Below are 14,662 nucleotides of genomic sequence, written 5' to 3'. Positions count from 1 at the left end.
GAAAACGGGAGGGACAGCCAAAAGCCGTCCCTCCCGCCGTCGTTCGCCAGCTCCGGCCGCCGCACCCGGCTAGCGTGCCCGCCGTTCCCACTCTTCGTGACGGGTGTTGCCCGGAGTGGTCACACCCGGTTGCAGCAGTAACAGAAGGTGGGAAGGACGGGCAGCCCACGAACCCGGCTCAACGAAAACGGGAGGGACAGCCAAAGCTGTCCCTCCCGCCGTCGTTCGCTAGAAAACCCTAGAGCTGCGAACCGACCTTGAAGTCGGTTTCGTCGCCGCGGGTGTAGGAGAAGCCGTCAGCGCCGATGGTGACTTCCATTTCGGAGGAGTCGGTGCGGGCCACAACCTGCTGCGGGTTGCCGTCCAGGTCCAGGACCAGGGAGGCCTCGGTGTACCAGGACGGAACAACGGGGTTGCCCCACCAGTCGCGGCGCTGGTTGTCGTGGACGTCCCAGGTGATGGTGGGGTTGTCCGGGTCGCCTGTGTAGTAGTCCTGGGTGTAGATCTCGATGCGGTGGTCGTCCGGATCCAGGATGTAGAGGTAGAACGCGTTGGAGACGCCGTGGCGTCCGGGGCCGCGTTCGATCCGGTCGGAGATGCGCAGGGCGCCCATCTTGTCGCAGATCTGGATGATGTTGTGCTTCTCGTGCGTGGCGAACGCAACGTGGTGCATGCGGGGGCCGTCGCCGCCGGTGAGGGCGGTGTCATGCACGGTGTCCTTGCGGTGCAGCCACGCAGCGTAGGTGACGCCCTCGGAATCCTTGATGTCCTCGGAAACGCGGAAGCCCAGGTTCTCCAGGTAGGCGCGGCCGCGGGGAACGTCCGGGGTGACCTGGTTGAAGTGGTCCAGGCGCACCAGCTCGCCGGCGGAGTAGAGGTCGTAGCGCTGGGTCAGGCGCTCCACGTGGTCAACGTGGTAGAAGAACTCGTACGGGAAGCCCAGCGGATCCTCCACGCGGACGGAGTCGCCCACGCCCTTGGTGAAGCCGTTGCCGCGGCGCTCGGTGCGGCAGCCCATTTCTTTGTAGTACGCCTCGGCAACGTCCACGTCTTCCGGGGTGCGCACGCGGTAGGCGAAGGACGCGACGGCGGCGACGGGTCCCTTGCGCAGCACCAGGTTGTGGTGGATGAACTCCTCGAGGGAGCGCAGGTAGATGGCGTTCTCATCCTCTTCGGTCACGTGCAGGCCCAGGACGTCCACGTAGAACTCGCGGGACTTGGCCAGGTCGGTGACCACCAGTTCCATGTAGGCGCAGCGGACAATGTCCGGCGGGTTGATGGACGGCTTGGGAATGGGGTTGGCGTTCATGGTTCTCCTTCGAACAGAGCGGGGGGATTTAGGCGTCGGTCTTGGCGGCGTCGTCGGTGCCGAACTTGGGCGTGTGCACCTTGCCGAGGGTGATGTGCACGGCCTGCTGGTCGGTGTAGAAGTCGATCGAGCGGTAGCCGCCTTCGTGGCCGAGGCCGGAGGCCTTCACACCGCCGAACGGGGTGCGCAGGTCGCGGACGTTGTGGCTGTTCAGCCACACCATGCCGGCCTCGGTGTTCTGCGCGAAGTTGTGCGCGCGGGTGAGGTCCTGGGTCCAGATGTAGGCGGCCAGGCCGTACTTGGTGTTGTTGGCCAGCTCCAGCGCTTCTTCTTCGGTGTCGAACGGGGTGATTGCGACGACGGGGCCGAAGATCTCCTCCTGGAAGATCCGCGCGTCGGGCTTCACATCGGCGAAGACCGTGGGAGCAATGTAGTTGCCCTCTTCCAGGCCTTCGGGGCGGCCGCCGCCGGCCAGCAGGCGGCCTTCGGTCTTGCCGATCTCGACGTAGGAGGCCACCTTGTTGAAGTGCTCCGGGTGCACGAGCGCACCAACCTGGGTCTTCGGATCGTGGGGATCGCCGACGACGATGGTCTTTGCGCGGGCAGCGTACCGTTCGCAGAACTCGTCATAGACCGGGCGCTCAACCAGGATGCGGGAGCCGGCGGTGCAGCGCTCGCCGTTGAGGGAGAAGACGCCGAACAGCGCGGAGTCCAGGGCGGCGTTGAGGTCCGCGTCCGCGAAGACCACGCACGGGCTCTTGCCGCCGAGCTCCATGGACAGGCCCTTCAGGTTCTCCGCCGCGTTGCGGAAGATGGTCTGGCCGGTGGTGGTTTCGCCGGTGAAGGAGATCAGCGGAACGTCCGGGTGCTTCACCAGCGCGTCGCCGGCTTCCTCGCCCAGGCCGTTGACCAGGTTGAACACGCCGGCCGGGACGCCGGCCTCGGTGAAGATGTCAGCCCACAGGGACGCGGAGAGCGGGGTGAACTCGGCGGGCTTGAGCACCACGGTGTTGCCGGTGGCCAGGGCCGGGGCGAGCTTCCAGGACTCGAGCATAAACGGCGTGTTCCACGGGGTGATCAGGCCCGCGACGCCGATCGGCTTGCGGTTCACGTAGTTGATCTGGCTGCCGGGAACCTTCATGGCGTCGTCGAACTGGGCGACGATCAGATCCGCGAAGAAGCGGAAGTTCTCCGCGGCGCGCAGGGCCTGGCCCTTGGCCTGGGTGATCGGCAGGCCGGTGTCGAAGGTTTCCATCTCAGCCAGGCGTGCTTCCTGGGCCTCGACGGCGTCGGCGATCTTGTTCAGGATGCGGGCACGCTCGCGCGGCTTCATCTTGGGCCACGGGCCGTTCACGAAGGCTTCACGGGCGGCAGCGACGGCGGCGTCGATGTCTTCCTTCTGGCCCGCGGCGGCGGTGGCGTAGTTCTGGTTCGTTACCGGATCCAGCACGTCGAAGGTGGCGCCGTTGACGGAGTCCACGAATTCGCCGTTGATGAAGTGCTGGATGTGGGTCGGAAGGTTCTCCGGGATGTAGTGCTCAGCCATGGGGCGTCTCCTTTGATGCGGGGGTCTGTGGCGGTTCTGTGTTTATGGGTTGGAGCTTGCGGGAGTGTGCTTGAGGTACGCGTCGAGCGTGGCAATCCGGTGGGCGCGGGCCGCGGCCTCGATGGTGCCGGCGTCGGCCTTTGCCTCGATCAGTTCGAGCAGTCGCTCGTGCTCGGCAACGGAGTCCTGGGCACGGCCGGGAACGTAGCTGAAGGTGGAGGAGCGCAGGGCGCCCAGCCGGTTCCAGCCGCGGTGGACCAGGTCCAGGAGGTGCGGATTGGGGCAGTTGGTGAACAGGGCGGAGTGGAAGTCCCGGTTCAGGGCGGTGAAGCGGACCGGATCGAAGTGCTCCAGGCAGTCGCGCATCTGGGCGTTGATGTCCTTGGCCTTCGCCAGGTCCTCTGCCGTGACGAGCGGTGCGGAGAGCGCCGTGGCGTACCCTTCCACCAGGCTCAGCGTCTGCATGGTGTAGAGGTATTCGGTGGGGTCGATGCCGGTAACGGTGGCACCGACGTTCCGCTCGAACCGGACCAGGCCTTCGGCCTCCAGCCGGCGGATCGCTTCCCGGACCGGGACGGCGGAGCAGCCCAGGTCCGCGGCGATCCGGCCGAGCACCAGGCGGTACCCGGGGCCGTATTCACCGGAGGCGATCTTCGACTGGACGGTCTGGTAGGCCTGTTCGGCCTTGCTGACCGTGCCGGCTGGGTTAGCGGGAGTGCTCACGCCTGTTCCGCCGCCCAGGCCTCGTACTTTTCCTTCCACGCCGCGTTCATCGGGTAGAGGCCGTCAACGCCGTGGCCGGCCTTGACCATCTCGGCGATGAACTCTTCCTGGTGTTCCTGCTTGATGCAGGCTTCCACCAGTTCCTCGGCGATGGCCGGCGGGATGACCAGGATGCCGTCGTCGTCCGCCACGATGATGTCACCGGGCTGGACGGTGGAGCCGCCGCAGGCGATGGTGATGTCCGTGTCCCAGGGGATGTGCCGGCGGCCGAGCACCGCGGGGTGCGGGTTGGCGCAGTAGACGGGCAGGTCGAAGCTGGCGACGGTGGAGTAGTCGCGGACCCCGCCGTCGGTGATGATGGCTGCGGCGCCGTTGTGCATGGCGCGCAGGGCGAGAATGTCGCCCAGGGTGCCGGTGCCCTTTTCGCCGCGGGCTTCCATGACCAGCACCTCGCCGTCGCGGACGGAGTCGATGGCGCGCTTCTGCGCGTTGTAGCCGCCGCCGTGGGTCTTGAAGAGATCCTCGCGGTTGGGCACGTAGCGCAGGGTGCGGGCGGTGCCGACTACCTTGCGGCCGGTCTTCGTGCCGGTGAGGCCGTCGATGGAGACGTTGTTCAGGCCGCGGGCGCGCATCTGCGAGCTGAGGGTGGCGGTGGCGACGGATTCCAGCTTGGCCTTCAGCTCCGGGGTGAGAATCTTTCCCTCTTCCCGCGCTGCCTCCTCGGCTGCCGCGATTCCGGCCTTCTCGGCGGAGCCCCAGGCTTCTTCGCGCTGCTTGTCATCGATCTTGGGCTGCGCGCCGAAGGGAGCCAGCGGCGTCGTGCCCTCGGTGACGGTCGTGATGAGGCGCCCGGTGGTCTGCCCTGTGGAGGGGGAGTCCACTTCAATTTCGACGACGTCGCCCGGGACAGCCACGGAGGCGCCGGCGGGGGTGCCGGTAAGGATCGTGTCTCCGGGTTCGAGGGTGAGGAGCTGGGAGAGGTCGGCGACCAGCTGCGCGAAGGGGAAGAGCAGGTCTGTGGTGGTGTCGTCCTGAGCGAGTTCGCCGTTGACCCAGGTGCGCACGCGCAGGGCTGCCGGGTCCACGGTGGCGGCGTCGAGGATTGCCGGGCCCACGGGGGTGAAGCCGTCGCCGCCCTTGGAGCGGAGGTTGGAGCCTTTGTCTGCCCAGCGGAGGTCGTACACGCCGAGGTCGTTGCTGGCGGTGACGCCGCTGACGTAGCTCCAGGCGTCTTCGACGGTGACGCGGCGGGCGGTCTTGCCGATGATCAGGGCGATTTCGCCTTCGAAACCGAGCAGTTCGCAGCCAGCCGGGCGCTCCACCGTGCCGCCGGTGAGGGCGAGGGAGGAGCTGGGCTTCAGGAAGTAGGAGGGCTGCTCGGGTGTGCGTCCGCGTTCTGCTGCCCGGCTGGGGTAGTTGATGTGGACGGCGATGACCTTGCCGGCCTGTGCCAGTGTCTCCGGTGTGGCGGTGCTGCTCGTGGACATCTCACTCCTGGATCAAGTACGAAATCGTATACGATCCAGTGTGCCTTGTGGGGTGGGTCACGTCAAGGGGCGGGTTGCCGCTCTACAGCAGCCCATCGCGCTACGGATCGCGGGCGGGCAGGCTGTGGCCGCCGGGAGATGGTGATCGGCCTCGTTACTGAAATCGCGTCAGCTCACGGAGGATCAGCGCGGGCACCATATCGAGCGAATCTTCAAGGAGGGTCTCTATGCCAACGGCGTCTTTGGACGAGTCGACATCAATCACGGATGACCATCGGCTCGGTTCATATCTGGAAAGCATCGAGAAGCACCATAGCGAGGCCCACCAAATCAAGAGAGGATGATGAGGTTGGCTTAGGCCTGTAAACCTCGGAAAGATGAAGGCATACTCCCCGTATTTAGTTCCTAAGTCGCGTACGAGTATTTCTCGTTGCCAGTTCGTTCCAAGACTCTCCTCCGACTCGAACTTCAGCGTTAAAACGCCGCTGCCCTCCTCGTGTTGGATCGTCCTGTACTCATCTGGTAAGGGGTGGGCCTTCGCCAAAACTGGGAAGTACTTTTCTAAGTATTTACGCGCCCACCTGCGCAGGGATAGAAGATCCGACGATGCGCTTGAAGGTGGCTCAGGCCAACCAGCCGTCTGAACAAAGTAATTCTTGCTGTGGACAAAGAACGCGCCGTCCATTCCCTGAGGCTGGTGGCGGTAGGATAATGGTCTCACGAGATCCTTCCAGGATTCTCCAGAAGGTGAGTGGGGAAGCGCTGAAAGTGCATCTACTAATAGCACGGGCTCTTCAGGAGTTGGACTGCCCAATAAACCAGCTAGGGTCGTGTAAGCACCTCTAGCATCTAGAGTCTGCATGAATCTGATAGAGCTCAGCGCCCTGTCTAAGCCTTTATGGTGGGTGATTCCGTGCCCGCGCAGCTGCCATGCGGTCTTGTCAGGGACACCTGCGGCAGCTAGGGCTCGAGTGGCCTGTGACAGGCCGTAAAAAATGTTTATAGGCCGGCTGGCAGGTCCTAGTCCTTCGGAACTCCGGAAGAGGTCTTCCGCCTGGTGTAAGGCGGCGCCAAATACAGTCTTTCTGGGACCATTCCGAGCCATTCCTGGAGGGTCGGCGCGCAGCGCCCTGATCTCAGCCCAAGTCTGCCGTCTGTCCATCGGGCTACAGCTGGCCGAGACGATGTGTGCGCAACGGGGGAATGGGGGCTCGGGTGCTATCCCAATAGACGTTATAGCCCAGGTCGCGAAGAGCCTCAGCAGCTGCCTCAGGGTTGTCATGGACGGCCGCCTTCAACTGTGTTTCTCTCCACAGCATCCGCCCCTCAGCCAGGGCTTCCTTCCATGTTGGCGCGCAGTCAATAGCGAGTTCGATGGCCAAGAATTCGAGCACGTCCTCAAGGCAGGGACGAAACCTCGGCCCTCCAACGGGTAGGTGGAGTTGGGAGGGCGTTCCGTGGCCATCACCATGGCCACGTTTACGCCTGTTTTTGGATAGCCGATTGTTGCCAGCGACCCTGAGTGCTGTTGCGGCGGCATCCGTATCCATTCGAAAGTTGATGTGTGCGCCGGGCGTCTTTCGCGGGGTTCGCAGGTAGTCATACCGTATTAGTGGCATGCCTTGATCGATGACAAATACATTAAAAGTGCTGCGATCGACTGCCAAATACTTCAATGACTGACTCAGCTCACAGTGATAGGAAACGCTGAGGCGGAAACGCGGTGCACCCTCCACGCAGAGCGTGAGACCTTCACGGTCGACTGTGTGGGCAACGATCTTCTTGCTGACTGCTTCGACCTTGAGAGTATCTTCTGCGGTACCCAAGAACTCTTTCAGAGTGTGGTTGATGCGTGAAGAAAACTGTTCGGCCAACAGCTGCGTCTCACGTTTTTGGGCTAGGAGTTTTTCTGCTGGGCTAGGCGCTGAGGAGGTAGTCAATGTCGGAAATTGCCTCGTAGACACTAAATTCACGGACTCCGATAATTCCGGAATTGGCGCGGGACGTAAGGTCTTCCATCGACATGCCAAGTGATTCGAGTAACAAAGCCTTCTCGGCTTCTAGCTGTTCACTAGTCCTAAAATCAATAGCTACTGACGTCATGGTGACCCCCTCCATCGCTTGTGCATGGCCGTCGCAACAGTATGGCATCTCGCAGGGACATAATCGAGATCTCACGAATCGTGTCAGGAATTCCAGAGCGGGCACCTTCGCGTATGCCCAACCTTGAACGAGGCAGAGTGGGCTGGGGCTACAGTGCCAGGTTGTCTCGTACGCTGACCGCATGCTTATCTGAGGTTTGAATACATCAACAAAAGAACGCACACCGCCGAAAACCCAGCCTGCGCCAGCAACAGCACCCCGGGAACATAGCCCAGGAACAGTCCGAGCAGCAGGGGAACCAGCGCCAGCAGCGTCGTGTCGAAACCGCGGACCATTGACCCGGCCTGCGCGCTGGGCATCGGACCGAACGGGGTGTCCTTGGGCGGAAGACTCCAGTCGGGTTGGACCCGGTAGGCGCCCCGCACCGCCGACGCACCAAAACCCACACCAGCCAGAGCACCCAGAGCAATCAGCGCCGGACTACCCGCACCGAGCAGCACCAGCACCGCACACAACACAGCAGTCCACAGCGCCAGCGCAGCAGCAGGCAGAGCCATCCGGCTCAGCCGCACGACGGACACAGACAGCGGCAGCAGCATGTCCAGACCCGGCATAATCGCCGTCCGACGCGCCACCGCGCCCAGTGCCGGAACCGCCGCAAACACGGCAACCGCAATCATCCCCAGCTGCACCAGCGGAGGCTGCGCACCGCCGGCCAGCAGCACGACCAGGAACACCGCCAGAACCAGCACCGGACGGACCCAGAGGCCGCGGCTCCGCAGGAACGCCGCGGTATCGGCACGCAGCAGGGCACCAAACGGTGTCCGCCCGCCCCGCGCATACCAGCGCGACACACGGGCGGAGTCAACGCCGTCGGGCTCTGCCGAAAGCGCCCGGCCCACCTCATTGAGATCCATCAGGTACACCGCGGCACCAGTGTGCCCGGACACCGCGCCGCCGCGGATCAGCTCCCGGCCCGGGATCCGATCCAGCCGGGCGAACACGAGCAGGCCGAGCGCAACGGTGACACCCAGGCCGCCGACCGCCAGTGCCCAGGACCCGGCGGCAACCCGCACCGTGACCAGGCTCAGGAGGGCCAGCACCAGCAAGCCGGGAAGTATGCCGCGGCTCCGTTCAGCCGCCGACCGAGGAGCCGGCCGGGCCTGCTGCAAACCCGCAAGCAGCACGGCACAGACCGCAGCCACCCCAAACGTCGCAGCCGCCAGGACCTGTCCCCGAACACTGGTCTCCAGGTCCATCACAAACCCGAACGGCAGATACAGCACGGACGCGCCCGCCCACACCAGCAGCAGGCGCCGGACCAGCCGGCCGGCCACCATCGGCCGCCGCTCCAGCGGCAGGCTCAGCCACCAGTACCCCTCGGGTCCGCTGACCGCCGCGGGACCCAGCTTCCGGGCGGTCACCATCACCGTCACCAGGGCCGCGAAGACCAGGGCAGCCGCTGCCGCGCCGTCGGGCAGGGCGAACGGCGGCGGCGCCACCAGGGTGCGCCCGGAGCCGACGTTCCAGGCCTGGGCCACCTGCTCGCGCAGGGCCAGGACGAGCCCCACAGCCAGGGCTGCGATAGTTCCCAGCGCCAGCACGGCGGTGTAGACGTCGACGAACGCATCCCGGAACCGGGTCCGGCCGCGGGAAAACGCCCGCGAGGCCTGCCGGGTGTAGCGGACCGGGTCGAACGGGGGAGGGGCCTGGACTATGTCGGTGGTCATGGGTCAGCGTCCGGCGATTTCCGCGGCGGCGCGCTCGGGCGCGATCTCCCGGACGTCGTCGTCAATCAGCAGGCACCGCTGCGCGGTGGCCAGCAGCAGGGCCGGATCGTGGGTGACCAGCAGGACCGTCCCGCCGCCGTCGGCATAAGCCTGGATGCGTTCTCCCACCCGTTCGCGCATGGCGGGGTCCAGGCGCTGCTCCGGTTCGTCGAGGATCAGCAGCGACGACGGGCGGATCAGGGCCGACGCCAGCAGCAGGCGGCGGCGCTGGCCGGAGGAGACGGAGGCGGGAACGGCGTCGGCCCGCTCCTGCAGGGCGAAGAAGTCCAGTTCTGCGTCGACGGCGGCATCCGGGTCCGGGACCGAGTGGCCGCGGGCGACCAGCTGCAGGTGCTCGCGCAGGGAGAGGGAAGGGAAGAAAGCGTCCTCGTCGAACAGGGCAGCGACCTGGCGGCGGAACGGGATCGCGTCCTCGTTGACCGGCAGCCCGTGGACCCGGACCTCGCCGTCGAGCATCTGCTGCTTCCCGGCGATGGTGCGGGCGGCCGTGGACTTGCCGGCACCGTTGAAGCCGACGACGCCGAGGATCGCGCCTGCGTCGGCGCGTGCCGTGATGGGCCCGCACACCGGCATGCCGCCGTAGCCGACGGACAGGTTGGAAATGTCGAGCACGGCCCCCGGGAAAGTCATGGGATTAATTTAGCGGAGCGGGTTAGCGTTCATCGTTCCGTGAATCGTACGAGAATTCGCTACTTGTTACACGACCGGGTTTTGTCGGGTATAGAAACGGGATGACCAAAGTTGAATCAGGCGTTCCCGCCGTGCTTGCAAACCGTCTCTCAGCGAAACCAGAGCCACAGAGAGCATTCAGCTGGAACCGCCAGAAATGGGAAGCCGTCGTTGCCGATATTCCCGATGCCAGGGAGGTCCTCAGCGCACTTCCTGACGAGTTGAACAGAAACACTGTCCGGGAGGTTGTGCAAAGCAATCTAGTCCGCGAGCGGGTGCTGGGCGCCCTCGTCCCGGTGCTGATCTGGGGAGGCCCGGGCGGCTATGGGCCATACAGGGCGAGCCGCATCCTTACGAACGGCAAAGGCAGTGCAGGCGGAGCGGCAGAGGAAGCCGTTCGGGAGCGGCTCATCAAAGCCAGCGAGGTGGTGCGGAATGGTGACGCCGCTGAAGCGTTCCGCTACCTAAACAACGAAGGAAAGATCAAGTTCCTCGGCCCAGCCTTTTTCACGAAATGGCTGGCGTTCAGCTCAATGTCAGGTGCTGTCGACGGCGAAGAGGTCGCACCCATACTGGACAAACGCGTGCGGGACTGGATCTCCCAAAACACCAAAAGCGCGCAGCACATCAATCTCCGGACAACCTTGACCAAAGATTACCGGCGCTATCTAGATCTGCTTGACGCATGGGGCACGCCTTACGGGCGGACCCGCGCCCAAGTGGAACTAGCGATTTTCGACCTGACCCGGGACCGCCCGGCAGCCTGATCTCCGCGACGTCAGCGGTGCCACACCAGTGCCCGGGAAGTTTCCGGGACGGGTTGACTCACCCAATGCGCGAACGCTGAATGGACGGTATAAGACCAGACCCAAGCGAGGCAGCCATGGCAGGGAAATTCGAGGTCTATCAGGACAAAGCCGGCGGATTCAGGTTTCGCCTGAAGGCAGGCAACGGAGAGGTCATCGCGTCCTCCGAAAGCTACAAATCGAAGGCGTCGGCGCTCAAGGGAGTAGAGTCCGTCCGCTCCAACGCCAATGCGAAAATCACCGATCTGACCTGACGGCCCGACGCCTCAGCCCAGTGAAGTGATGGATGGTTCCCGCGGCCTGGCCCTGATCGTCGCCCACCCCGACGACGACGCCTACGGGCTGGCCGGGACCGTGGCCCTGCACGAGTATGATCCCGGCTTCCGGTTTGTCCTGGTACACGCGACCGACGGCGGTGCCGGGCTGATCGATCCCGCCTATCCGCCGGTCAGCGAGGACCTCGGCACTATCCGCCGCCGGGAAATGGACGCCGCGTGGATCGCGCACGGCCGGCCGCCGGACCGGCACGAATGGCTGGACTACGACGACGGGAACGTGAACCGGGTGCCGTTTGCCGAGCTGGTGGACCGGATCGGCGGAATCCTGGCGCAGGAACGGCCCGACGTCGTTGCCACCTTTGGGCCGGAAGGACTCACCGCGCATCCCGACCACATTGCCGTGGGAGCCGCTACCGACGCCGCGTTTACCCGCCTGTGTGCCGACGGCGGTCCGGGCCTGCAGCGCCTGCTGCACGGCTGCGTCCGCCGCTCCACCTGGGAGCGTTGGAACCGCGGCCGGATTTGGCGCGGCCTGAAGCCGTGGGAAGCGGGCCGCATGTATGACGTGAACCCTGTTCCTGATGAAGAGATTGGCATCGAGGTTGATGTCAGCAGCGTGGCGGACCGGATTGTGGCGGGACTGCTGGAGCATCGGACGCAGCGCCACGTGATCTCGCCGGGGGTCCCGCCGGACGCGGAGGAGGATGCGCGCTGGACCCGCATGGTCGGCGTCGAACCGCTGGTGCAGGCCTGGCCGCCCAGGCAGCCGGGAGCTCCCGTGCTGGGCGACGTGTTCGAAGGACTGGGCTGACCAGGCAGCACACTGGACCGCAGGCCAGACCATCTGGTTCTGCCGTGCGGCGCTGCCGCCGATTTCACAAGGCGTTTACGAAACGTCATGGATCCCGGAAATTCCCCTTTTGGGGGATGAGCCCTGCCGGCTTCCAGCTGGCGACATTCTGCTGGCCTCGTTGCCGCTGACTCCTGACGGACTCCTGCCTCCGGACGGTGCGGCGTGGATCCACCGTCGCTGAGCGGCGCAGGTTCAGTGCAGCGGCTGCCGGCGGACGGTCCGCACGCGGAAGTGCTGATTCGCCGAGTGCCGTTCTACCGGCGGACCTCAATCCTCAGCGGCGAGCAGAGCCGGGTCAGCCAGTCGGCGTCATTCGGCAGCGCGAACGCCCGCCCGTAAGCCGGATCCATGACGAAATCATCCTCACGTACACGATCACCGAAGAACACGTAAGCTTTCTCCGTGTCGCACTGGCGGCTCATCCAGGCAATGCCCTCAAAGCCCGCTGCATGAGCAGCTTCCGCCCACAGGACAGTCTCGCCATATCGGCTGGCCGGTGTCCGGGTGACGTCCTCAGCGGCGGCACCCATGGTCCTGAATCCTGTCCCCATGAATGATGCCAGGCGCAGCGGGCGCTGGGCTACCAACCGGCCCATCACTTTGTTTTGGTAGTCACCCGGCAGCAGCGCCCCGCCACTGGCCGGGATGTCGTGCAGCAGGGTCTCGGAAATCGCAGCGATCTCCGATTCGCCCGCATAGAGGACCGGGACGGGCGGGTCCCCGAAAAACGCAAAGCGCGTCGGAGTGCCGAGGCCGGGGTTGAAGGTGTCCGCATGCCTGTCCGGGCTGTTGGTGAACAGGCGGTACAGGTGCGTCCCTTCATCCAGTGCGTGCGTGTCGGCGGTGAGCGGTCCGGGCGGGCCGGGGGTCACCACTCGACCCCGAAGTGCCCCCGCGCAGCCGCCAGCACTGCGTCAGCATCCTGCATCCTGTCCACGGGCCGGTCCCCGTCGAGGTAGCCGGACGGCAGGCAAATCCACTGGGCAAGGTCCTCGTCGCTGCGGCGGGTCTGGCGGGCCAGGTGAATCAATGCGGGAATGACCTGATGGACGTCCCCGTTCCGGTCGAACTGGAATCCGGGGTAGAGGACGGCATTGCCACGGCGGACACCAAGCAGCTGTCCGCTCTCACGGCGGTCGTGGGCGAGCGTGCTGCGGCCCTTGGCGCGGGACCCCAGGGTCTTGGACGCATCTTGGGCCCTGAGCAACCCGAACTCACGCTCCATGGAGCGCCACGCATTCTCCGTGGCCATAGCGCCCTGGGCCAGTTCAGGTGTGACCGCGGTGGGGAGGGACGCCAGTGCGGGACGGAGGGCATCGAGGCTGCGCTGCGCGTTCACGACGGCGTCCAGAGCGGGCGCCAGGGTCTGCGACCGGCGCGCGAGAGCTTCGACCAGCAGTTCGACGCCGTCGTCCTGCTGGCCGATCAGCTGGAGGGCTTTATCCAGTGCGTCCTGACGGTCATCCGGGCGGTTGTGAGATTGGTTCCGGGCATGCGGGGGATGGAGTGTCATTTTTGCCCTCTCGCGGCAGGTTCCGACATTTCCTACGTTTTATTCTAACGTTGGGAGTGTTGGATGGGGAGTCTACAGGACTGAACAAGCACCCGGTGTCATCTACCGCCCGTGCACCGGCCTCGCGTTCACGGGCGGTTCGCCGACCTCCTCGACGGTGTGCCCGGTGCATGCCATCGAGGTGACACTCGCCCGTTCGATGCTGGAGACGGTGAACCACCGGATCCCGTTCCGCAGCCGGCACCATCCCACCAGGAACCACCGGCCGCTGGTGGAAGCGAACAGGACGGGTTCGACGTCGCGCGTTGTCACCGCGCCGTCCTTGGCGGTGTAGCGGATGCGGACCACCCGCTGGTCTGCCATCGCGTCCTCCAGTGCGGACCGGACCGCGCGGGAGGACGCGGGCGGGGCGTTGACCCAGACGCGGGAAGCCAGTTCATCGGCCCGGGCCCGGGTACGCGGGTCAAGGACGTCCAGGATTTTCCGGACGCCGGCTGCCGCCAGGTCAGCGTAGGGAGCGTCCGACGCCGCCGAGACAGCGGCCATCAGGGCCACCGCCTGGGAAGGGGAGAGGGTGACCGGAGGCAGGGCGCCGCCACTCGCCAGACCGTAGCCTCCGCCGGGACCCGGGCGGGACCAGATGGGTGCGCCGCTGTTCTCCAGCGCGTCGAGGTCCCGCTTGACCGTGCGCACGGAGACGCCGAACTCCTGGGCCAGTTTCTCGGCTGAGCAGCCCCGGTTGCCGCTGCGCCGCAGCATCTCCGAGAGGGCTACAAGCCGCTCGGTGCGCTTCACCCGGCCACCTGAAAATTTATGACATAAATAGTGACATACACCTGCCCATCCGAGGGGTGAAGGTAGGAACATGAACACTACGAAGAGCCCCATCGTCCTGATCGCCGGCCACTGGCTGGGCGCCTGGGCCTGGGACGAAGTCCTCGAACACCTCACTGCTGGGAACGCCGCGGCGACCGCGCTGACACTGCCCGGACTCGACCCCGAAGATCCCGCCCGCACAACACGGACCCTCGAGGAGCAGGCAGCGGCGATTACCGACGTCGTCACCCGCCTCGGTGAGCCGGTCACCCTTGTGGCGCACAGCGGCGCCAACTTCCCGGTCAGCCTGGTGCTGGACCGGCACCCCGAGCTGATCCACCGGATGGTGTGGGTCGACTCCGGGCCGGTAGGGCCGGGAAGCGTCTTCCTGCCCGGTTTCCCGGAAGATGCGGCCGAGCTGCCGCTGCCGGCCTTCGATGAGTTGGGACAGCAGGCGAGCTTGGAGGGGCTGAGCGATGAGGTCCTCGAGCGGTTCCGCACCCGGGCCGTTCCGGAGCCCGGTCCTGTGCTGCGCGAGCGGCTCGACCTGTCCAACGATGCCCGCCGCCAGATCCCCACCACGCTGGTGTGCTGCTCGATTCCGGGCGCGCAGATGATGGAGCTGGCCCGCTCGGGACATCCCATGTTTGCCGAAACCGCGGAGCTCACGGACGTGGAGATCCTCGACCTCCCCACCGGGCACTGGCCGATGTGGAGCCGTCCGGGTGACCTGGCGGAGGTTATTGCCGCTGCGGCTGGCTGAGGCGAT

15 protein-coding genes are annotated in these 14,662 nt (G+C 65.4%); 4 read left to right on the top strand and 11 right to left on the bottom strand.

The annotated features are described in order from the left end of the window. Positions 1-238 precede the first annotated feature (238 nt). The 8 genes from hpaD to FYJ28_RS13575 form a co-directional block, all read right to left on the bottom strand. Positions 239-1,309 (bottom strand): 3,4-dihydroxyphenylacetate 2,3-dioxygenase, encoded by a 1,071-nt coding sequence (hpaD, locus tag FYJ28_RS13610; RefSeq protein WP_154579659.1) that lies wholly within the window; start codon positions 1,307-1,309, stop codon positions 239-241. A gap of 28 nt (positions 1,310-1,337) precedes the next feature. Beyond that, positions 1,338-2,855 (bottom strand): 5-carboxymethyl-2-hydroxymuconate semialdehyde dehydrogenase, encoded by a 1,518-nt coding sequence (gene hpaE, locus FYJ28_RS13605; protein ID WP_154579658.1) that lies wholly within the window; start codon positions 2,853-2,855, stop codon positions 1,338-1,340. A 42-nt stretch (positions 2,856-2,897) separates the two neighbouring features. Then, complete coding sequence (locus FYJ28_RS13600) at positions 2,898-3,578, bottom strand: GntR family transcriptional regulator (protein WP_326831720.1); 681 nt, start codon at positions 3,576-3,578, stop codon at positions 2,898-2,900. Next, positions 3,575-5,065: a fumarylacetoacetate hydrolase family protein gene (locus tag FYJ28_RS13595; RefSeq protein ID WP_154579657.1), complete on the bottom strand. Its 1,491-nt coding sequence runs from the start codon at positions 5,063-5,065 to the stop codon at positions 3,575-3,577. The genes FYJ28_RS13600 and FYJ28_RS13595 overlap by 4 nt, the downstream gene beginning before the upstream one ends. A 154-nt stretch (positions 5,066-5,219) precedes the next feature. Next, positions 5,220-6,170, bottom strand: a complete 951-nt coding sequence (locus tag FYJ28_RS17720) for a YaaC family protein (protein WP_442778589.1) — start codon at positions 6,168-6,170, stop codon at positions 5,220-5,222. Between the two features lie 61 nt (positions 6,171-6,231). After that, entirely contained in the window at positions 6,232-6,939 is a 708-nt protein-coding gene (locus FYJ28_RS13585) for a hypothetical protein (protein WP_154579655.1), read from the bottom strand. Positions 6,940-7,353: 414 nt separating this feature from the next. Continuing rightward, positions 7,354-8,898 carry a DUF6297 family protein gene (locus FYJ28_RS13580; protein WP_154579654.1) on the bottom strand — a complete coding sequence of 515 codons (1,545 nt, stop codon included), beginning with the start codon at positions 8,896-8,898 and terminating at the stop codon, positions 7,354-7,356. A gap of 3 nt (positions 8,899-8,901) precedes the next feature. Beyond that, complete coding sequence (locus FYJ28_RS13575; RefSeq protein WP_154579653.1) at positions 8,902-9,588, bottom strand: ABC transporter ATP-binding protein; 687 nt, start codon at positions 9,586-9,588, stop codon at positions 8,902-8,904. A gap of 101 nt (positions 9,589-9,689) precedes the next feature. On the opposite strand from FYJ28_RS13575, the gene FYJ28_RS13570 reads away from it, so the two are divergent. From FYJ28_RS13570 to FYJ28_RS13560, 3 genes are all read left to right on the top strand, one after another. After that, positions 9,690-10,394 carry an 8-oxoguanine DNA glycosylase OGG fold protein gene (locus tag FYJ28_RS13570; protein WP_154579652.1) on the top strand — a complete coding sequence of 235 codons (705 nt, stop codon included), beginning with the start codon at positions 9,690-9,692 and terminating at the stop codon, positions 10,392-10,394. A 116-nt stretch (positions 10,395-10,510) separates the two neighbouring features. Next, entirely contained in the window at positions 10,511-10,687 is a 177-nt protein-coding gene (locus tag FYJ28_RS13565; protein WP_091601164.1) for a YegP family protein, read from the top strand. A gap of 28 nt (positions 10,688-10,715) precedes the next feature. Further along, positions 10,716-11,522 carry a PIG-L deacetylase family protein gene (locus FYJ28_RS13560; RefSeq protein ID WP_154579738.1) on the top strand — a complete coding sequence of 269 codons (807 nt, stop codon included), beginning with the start codon at positions 10,716-10,718 and terminating at the stop codon, positions 11,520-11,522. Between the two features lie 296 nt (positions 11,523-11,818). Here FYJ28_RS13560 and FYJ28_RS13555 read toward each other — a convergent pair whose 3' ends face one another. The 3 genes from FYJ28_RS13555 to FYJ28_RS13545 form a co-directional block, all read right to left on the bottom strand. Beyond that, on the bottom strand, positions 11,819-12,436 hold the full coding sequence (locus tag FYJ28_RS13555; protein ID WP_154579651.1) for an RES family NAD+ phosphorylase: 618 nt from the start codon (positions 12,434-12,436) through the stop codon (positions 11,819-11,821). Continuing rightward, on the bottom strand, positions 12,433-13,077 hold the full coding sequence (locus FYJ28_RS13550) for a hypothetical protein (protein WP_154579650.1): 645 nt from the start codon (positions 13,075-13,077) through the stop codon (positions 12,433-12,435). The genes FYJ28_RS13555 and FYJ28_RS13550 overlap by 4 nt, the downstream gene beginning before the upstream one ends. Before the next feature lie 102 nt (positions 13,078-13,179). Next, a complete protein-coding gene (locus tag FYJ28_RS13545; protein WP_326831718.1) occupies positions 13,180-13,872 on the bottom strand; it encodes a helix-turn-helix transcriptional regulator in 693 nt (230 codons plus the stop codon). 70 nt (positions 13,873-13,942) lie between these two features. On the opposite strand from FYJ28_RS13545, the gene FYJ28_RS13540 reads away from it, so the two are divergent. After that, the gene (locus FYJ28_RS13540; protein WP_154579648.1) at positions 13,943-14,656 is read left to right on the top strand and encodes an alpha/beta fold hydrolase; all 714 of its coding nucleotides are present in this window, start codon (positions 13,943-13,945) and stop codon (positions 14,654-14,656) included. Positions 14,657-14,662 lie beyond the last annotated feature (6 nt).

Source organism: Arthrobacter sp. BL-252-APC-1A, from assembly GCF_009696625.1.
GTDB lineage: Bacteria > Actinomycetota > Actinomycetes > Actinomycetales > Micrococcaceae > Arthrobacter_B.
Note: the sequence above shows the minus strand (reverse complement) of the source record. Positions and strands in the feature narration are given on the sequence as shown.

Coding starts and splice junctions, on each gene's coding strand:
- FYJ28_RS13575 (WP_154579653.1), bottom strand. CDS start 9,588: ATGACTTTCCCGGGGGCCGTGCTCGACATTTCCAACCTGTCCGTCGGC.
- FYJ28_RS13565 (WP_091601164.1), top strand. CDS start 10,511: ATGGCAGGGAAATTCGAGGTCTATCAGGACAAAGCCGGCGGATTCAGG.
- FYJ28_RS13580 (WP_154579654.1), bottom strand. CDS start 8,898: ATGACCACCGACATAGTCCAGGCCCCTCCCCCGTTCGACCCGGTCCGC.
- FYJ28_RS13570 (WP_154579652.1), top strand. CDS start 9,690: ATGACCAAAGTTGAATCAGGCGTTCCCGCCGTGCTTGCAAACCGTCTC.
- FYJ28_RS13540 (WP_154579648.1), top strand. CDS start 13,943: ATGAACACTACGAAGAGCCCCATCGTCCTGATCGCCGGCCACTGGCTG.
- hpaD (WP_154579659.1), bottom strand. CDS start 1,309: ATGAACGCCAACCCCATTCCCAAGCCGTCCATCAACCCGCCGGACATT.
- FYJ28_RS13560 (WP_154579738.1), top strand. CDS start 10,716: ATGGATGGTTCCCGCGGCCTGGCCCTGATCGTCGCCCACCCCGACGAC.
- FYJ28_RS17720 (WP_442778589.1), bottom strand. CDS start 6,170: ATGGCTCGGAATGGTCCCAGAAAGACTGTATTTGGCGCCGCCTTACAC.
- hpaE (WP_154579658.1), bottom strand. CDS start 2,855: ATGGCTGAGCACTACATCCCGGAGAACCTTCCGACCCACATCCAGCAC.
- FYJ28_RS13550 (WP_154579650.1), bottom strand. CDS start 13,077: ATGACACTCCATCCCCCGCATGCCCGGAACCAATCTCACAACCGCCCG.
- FYJ28_RS13595 (WP_154579657.1), bottom strand. CDS start 5,065: ATGTCCACGAGCAGCACCGCCACACCGGAGACACTGGCACAGGCCGGC.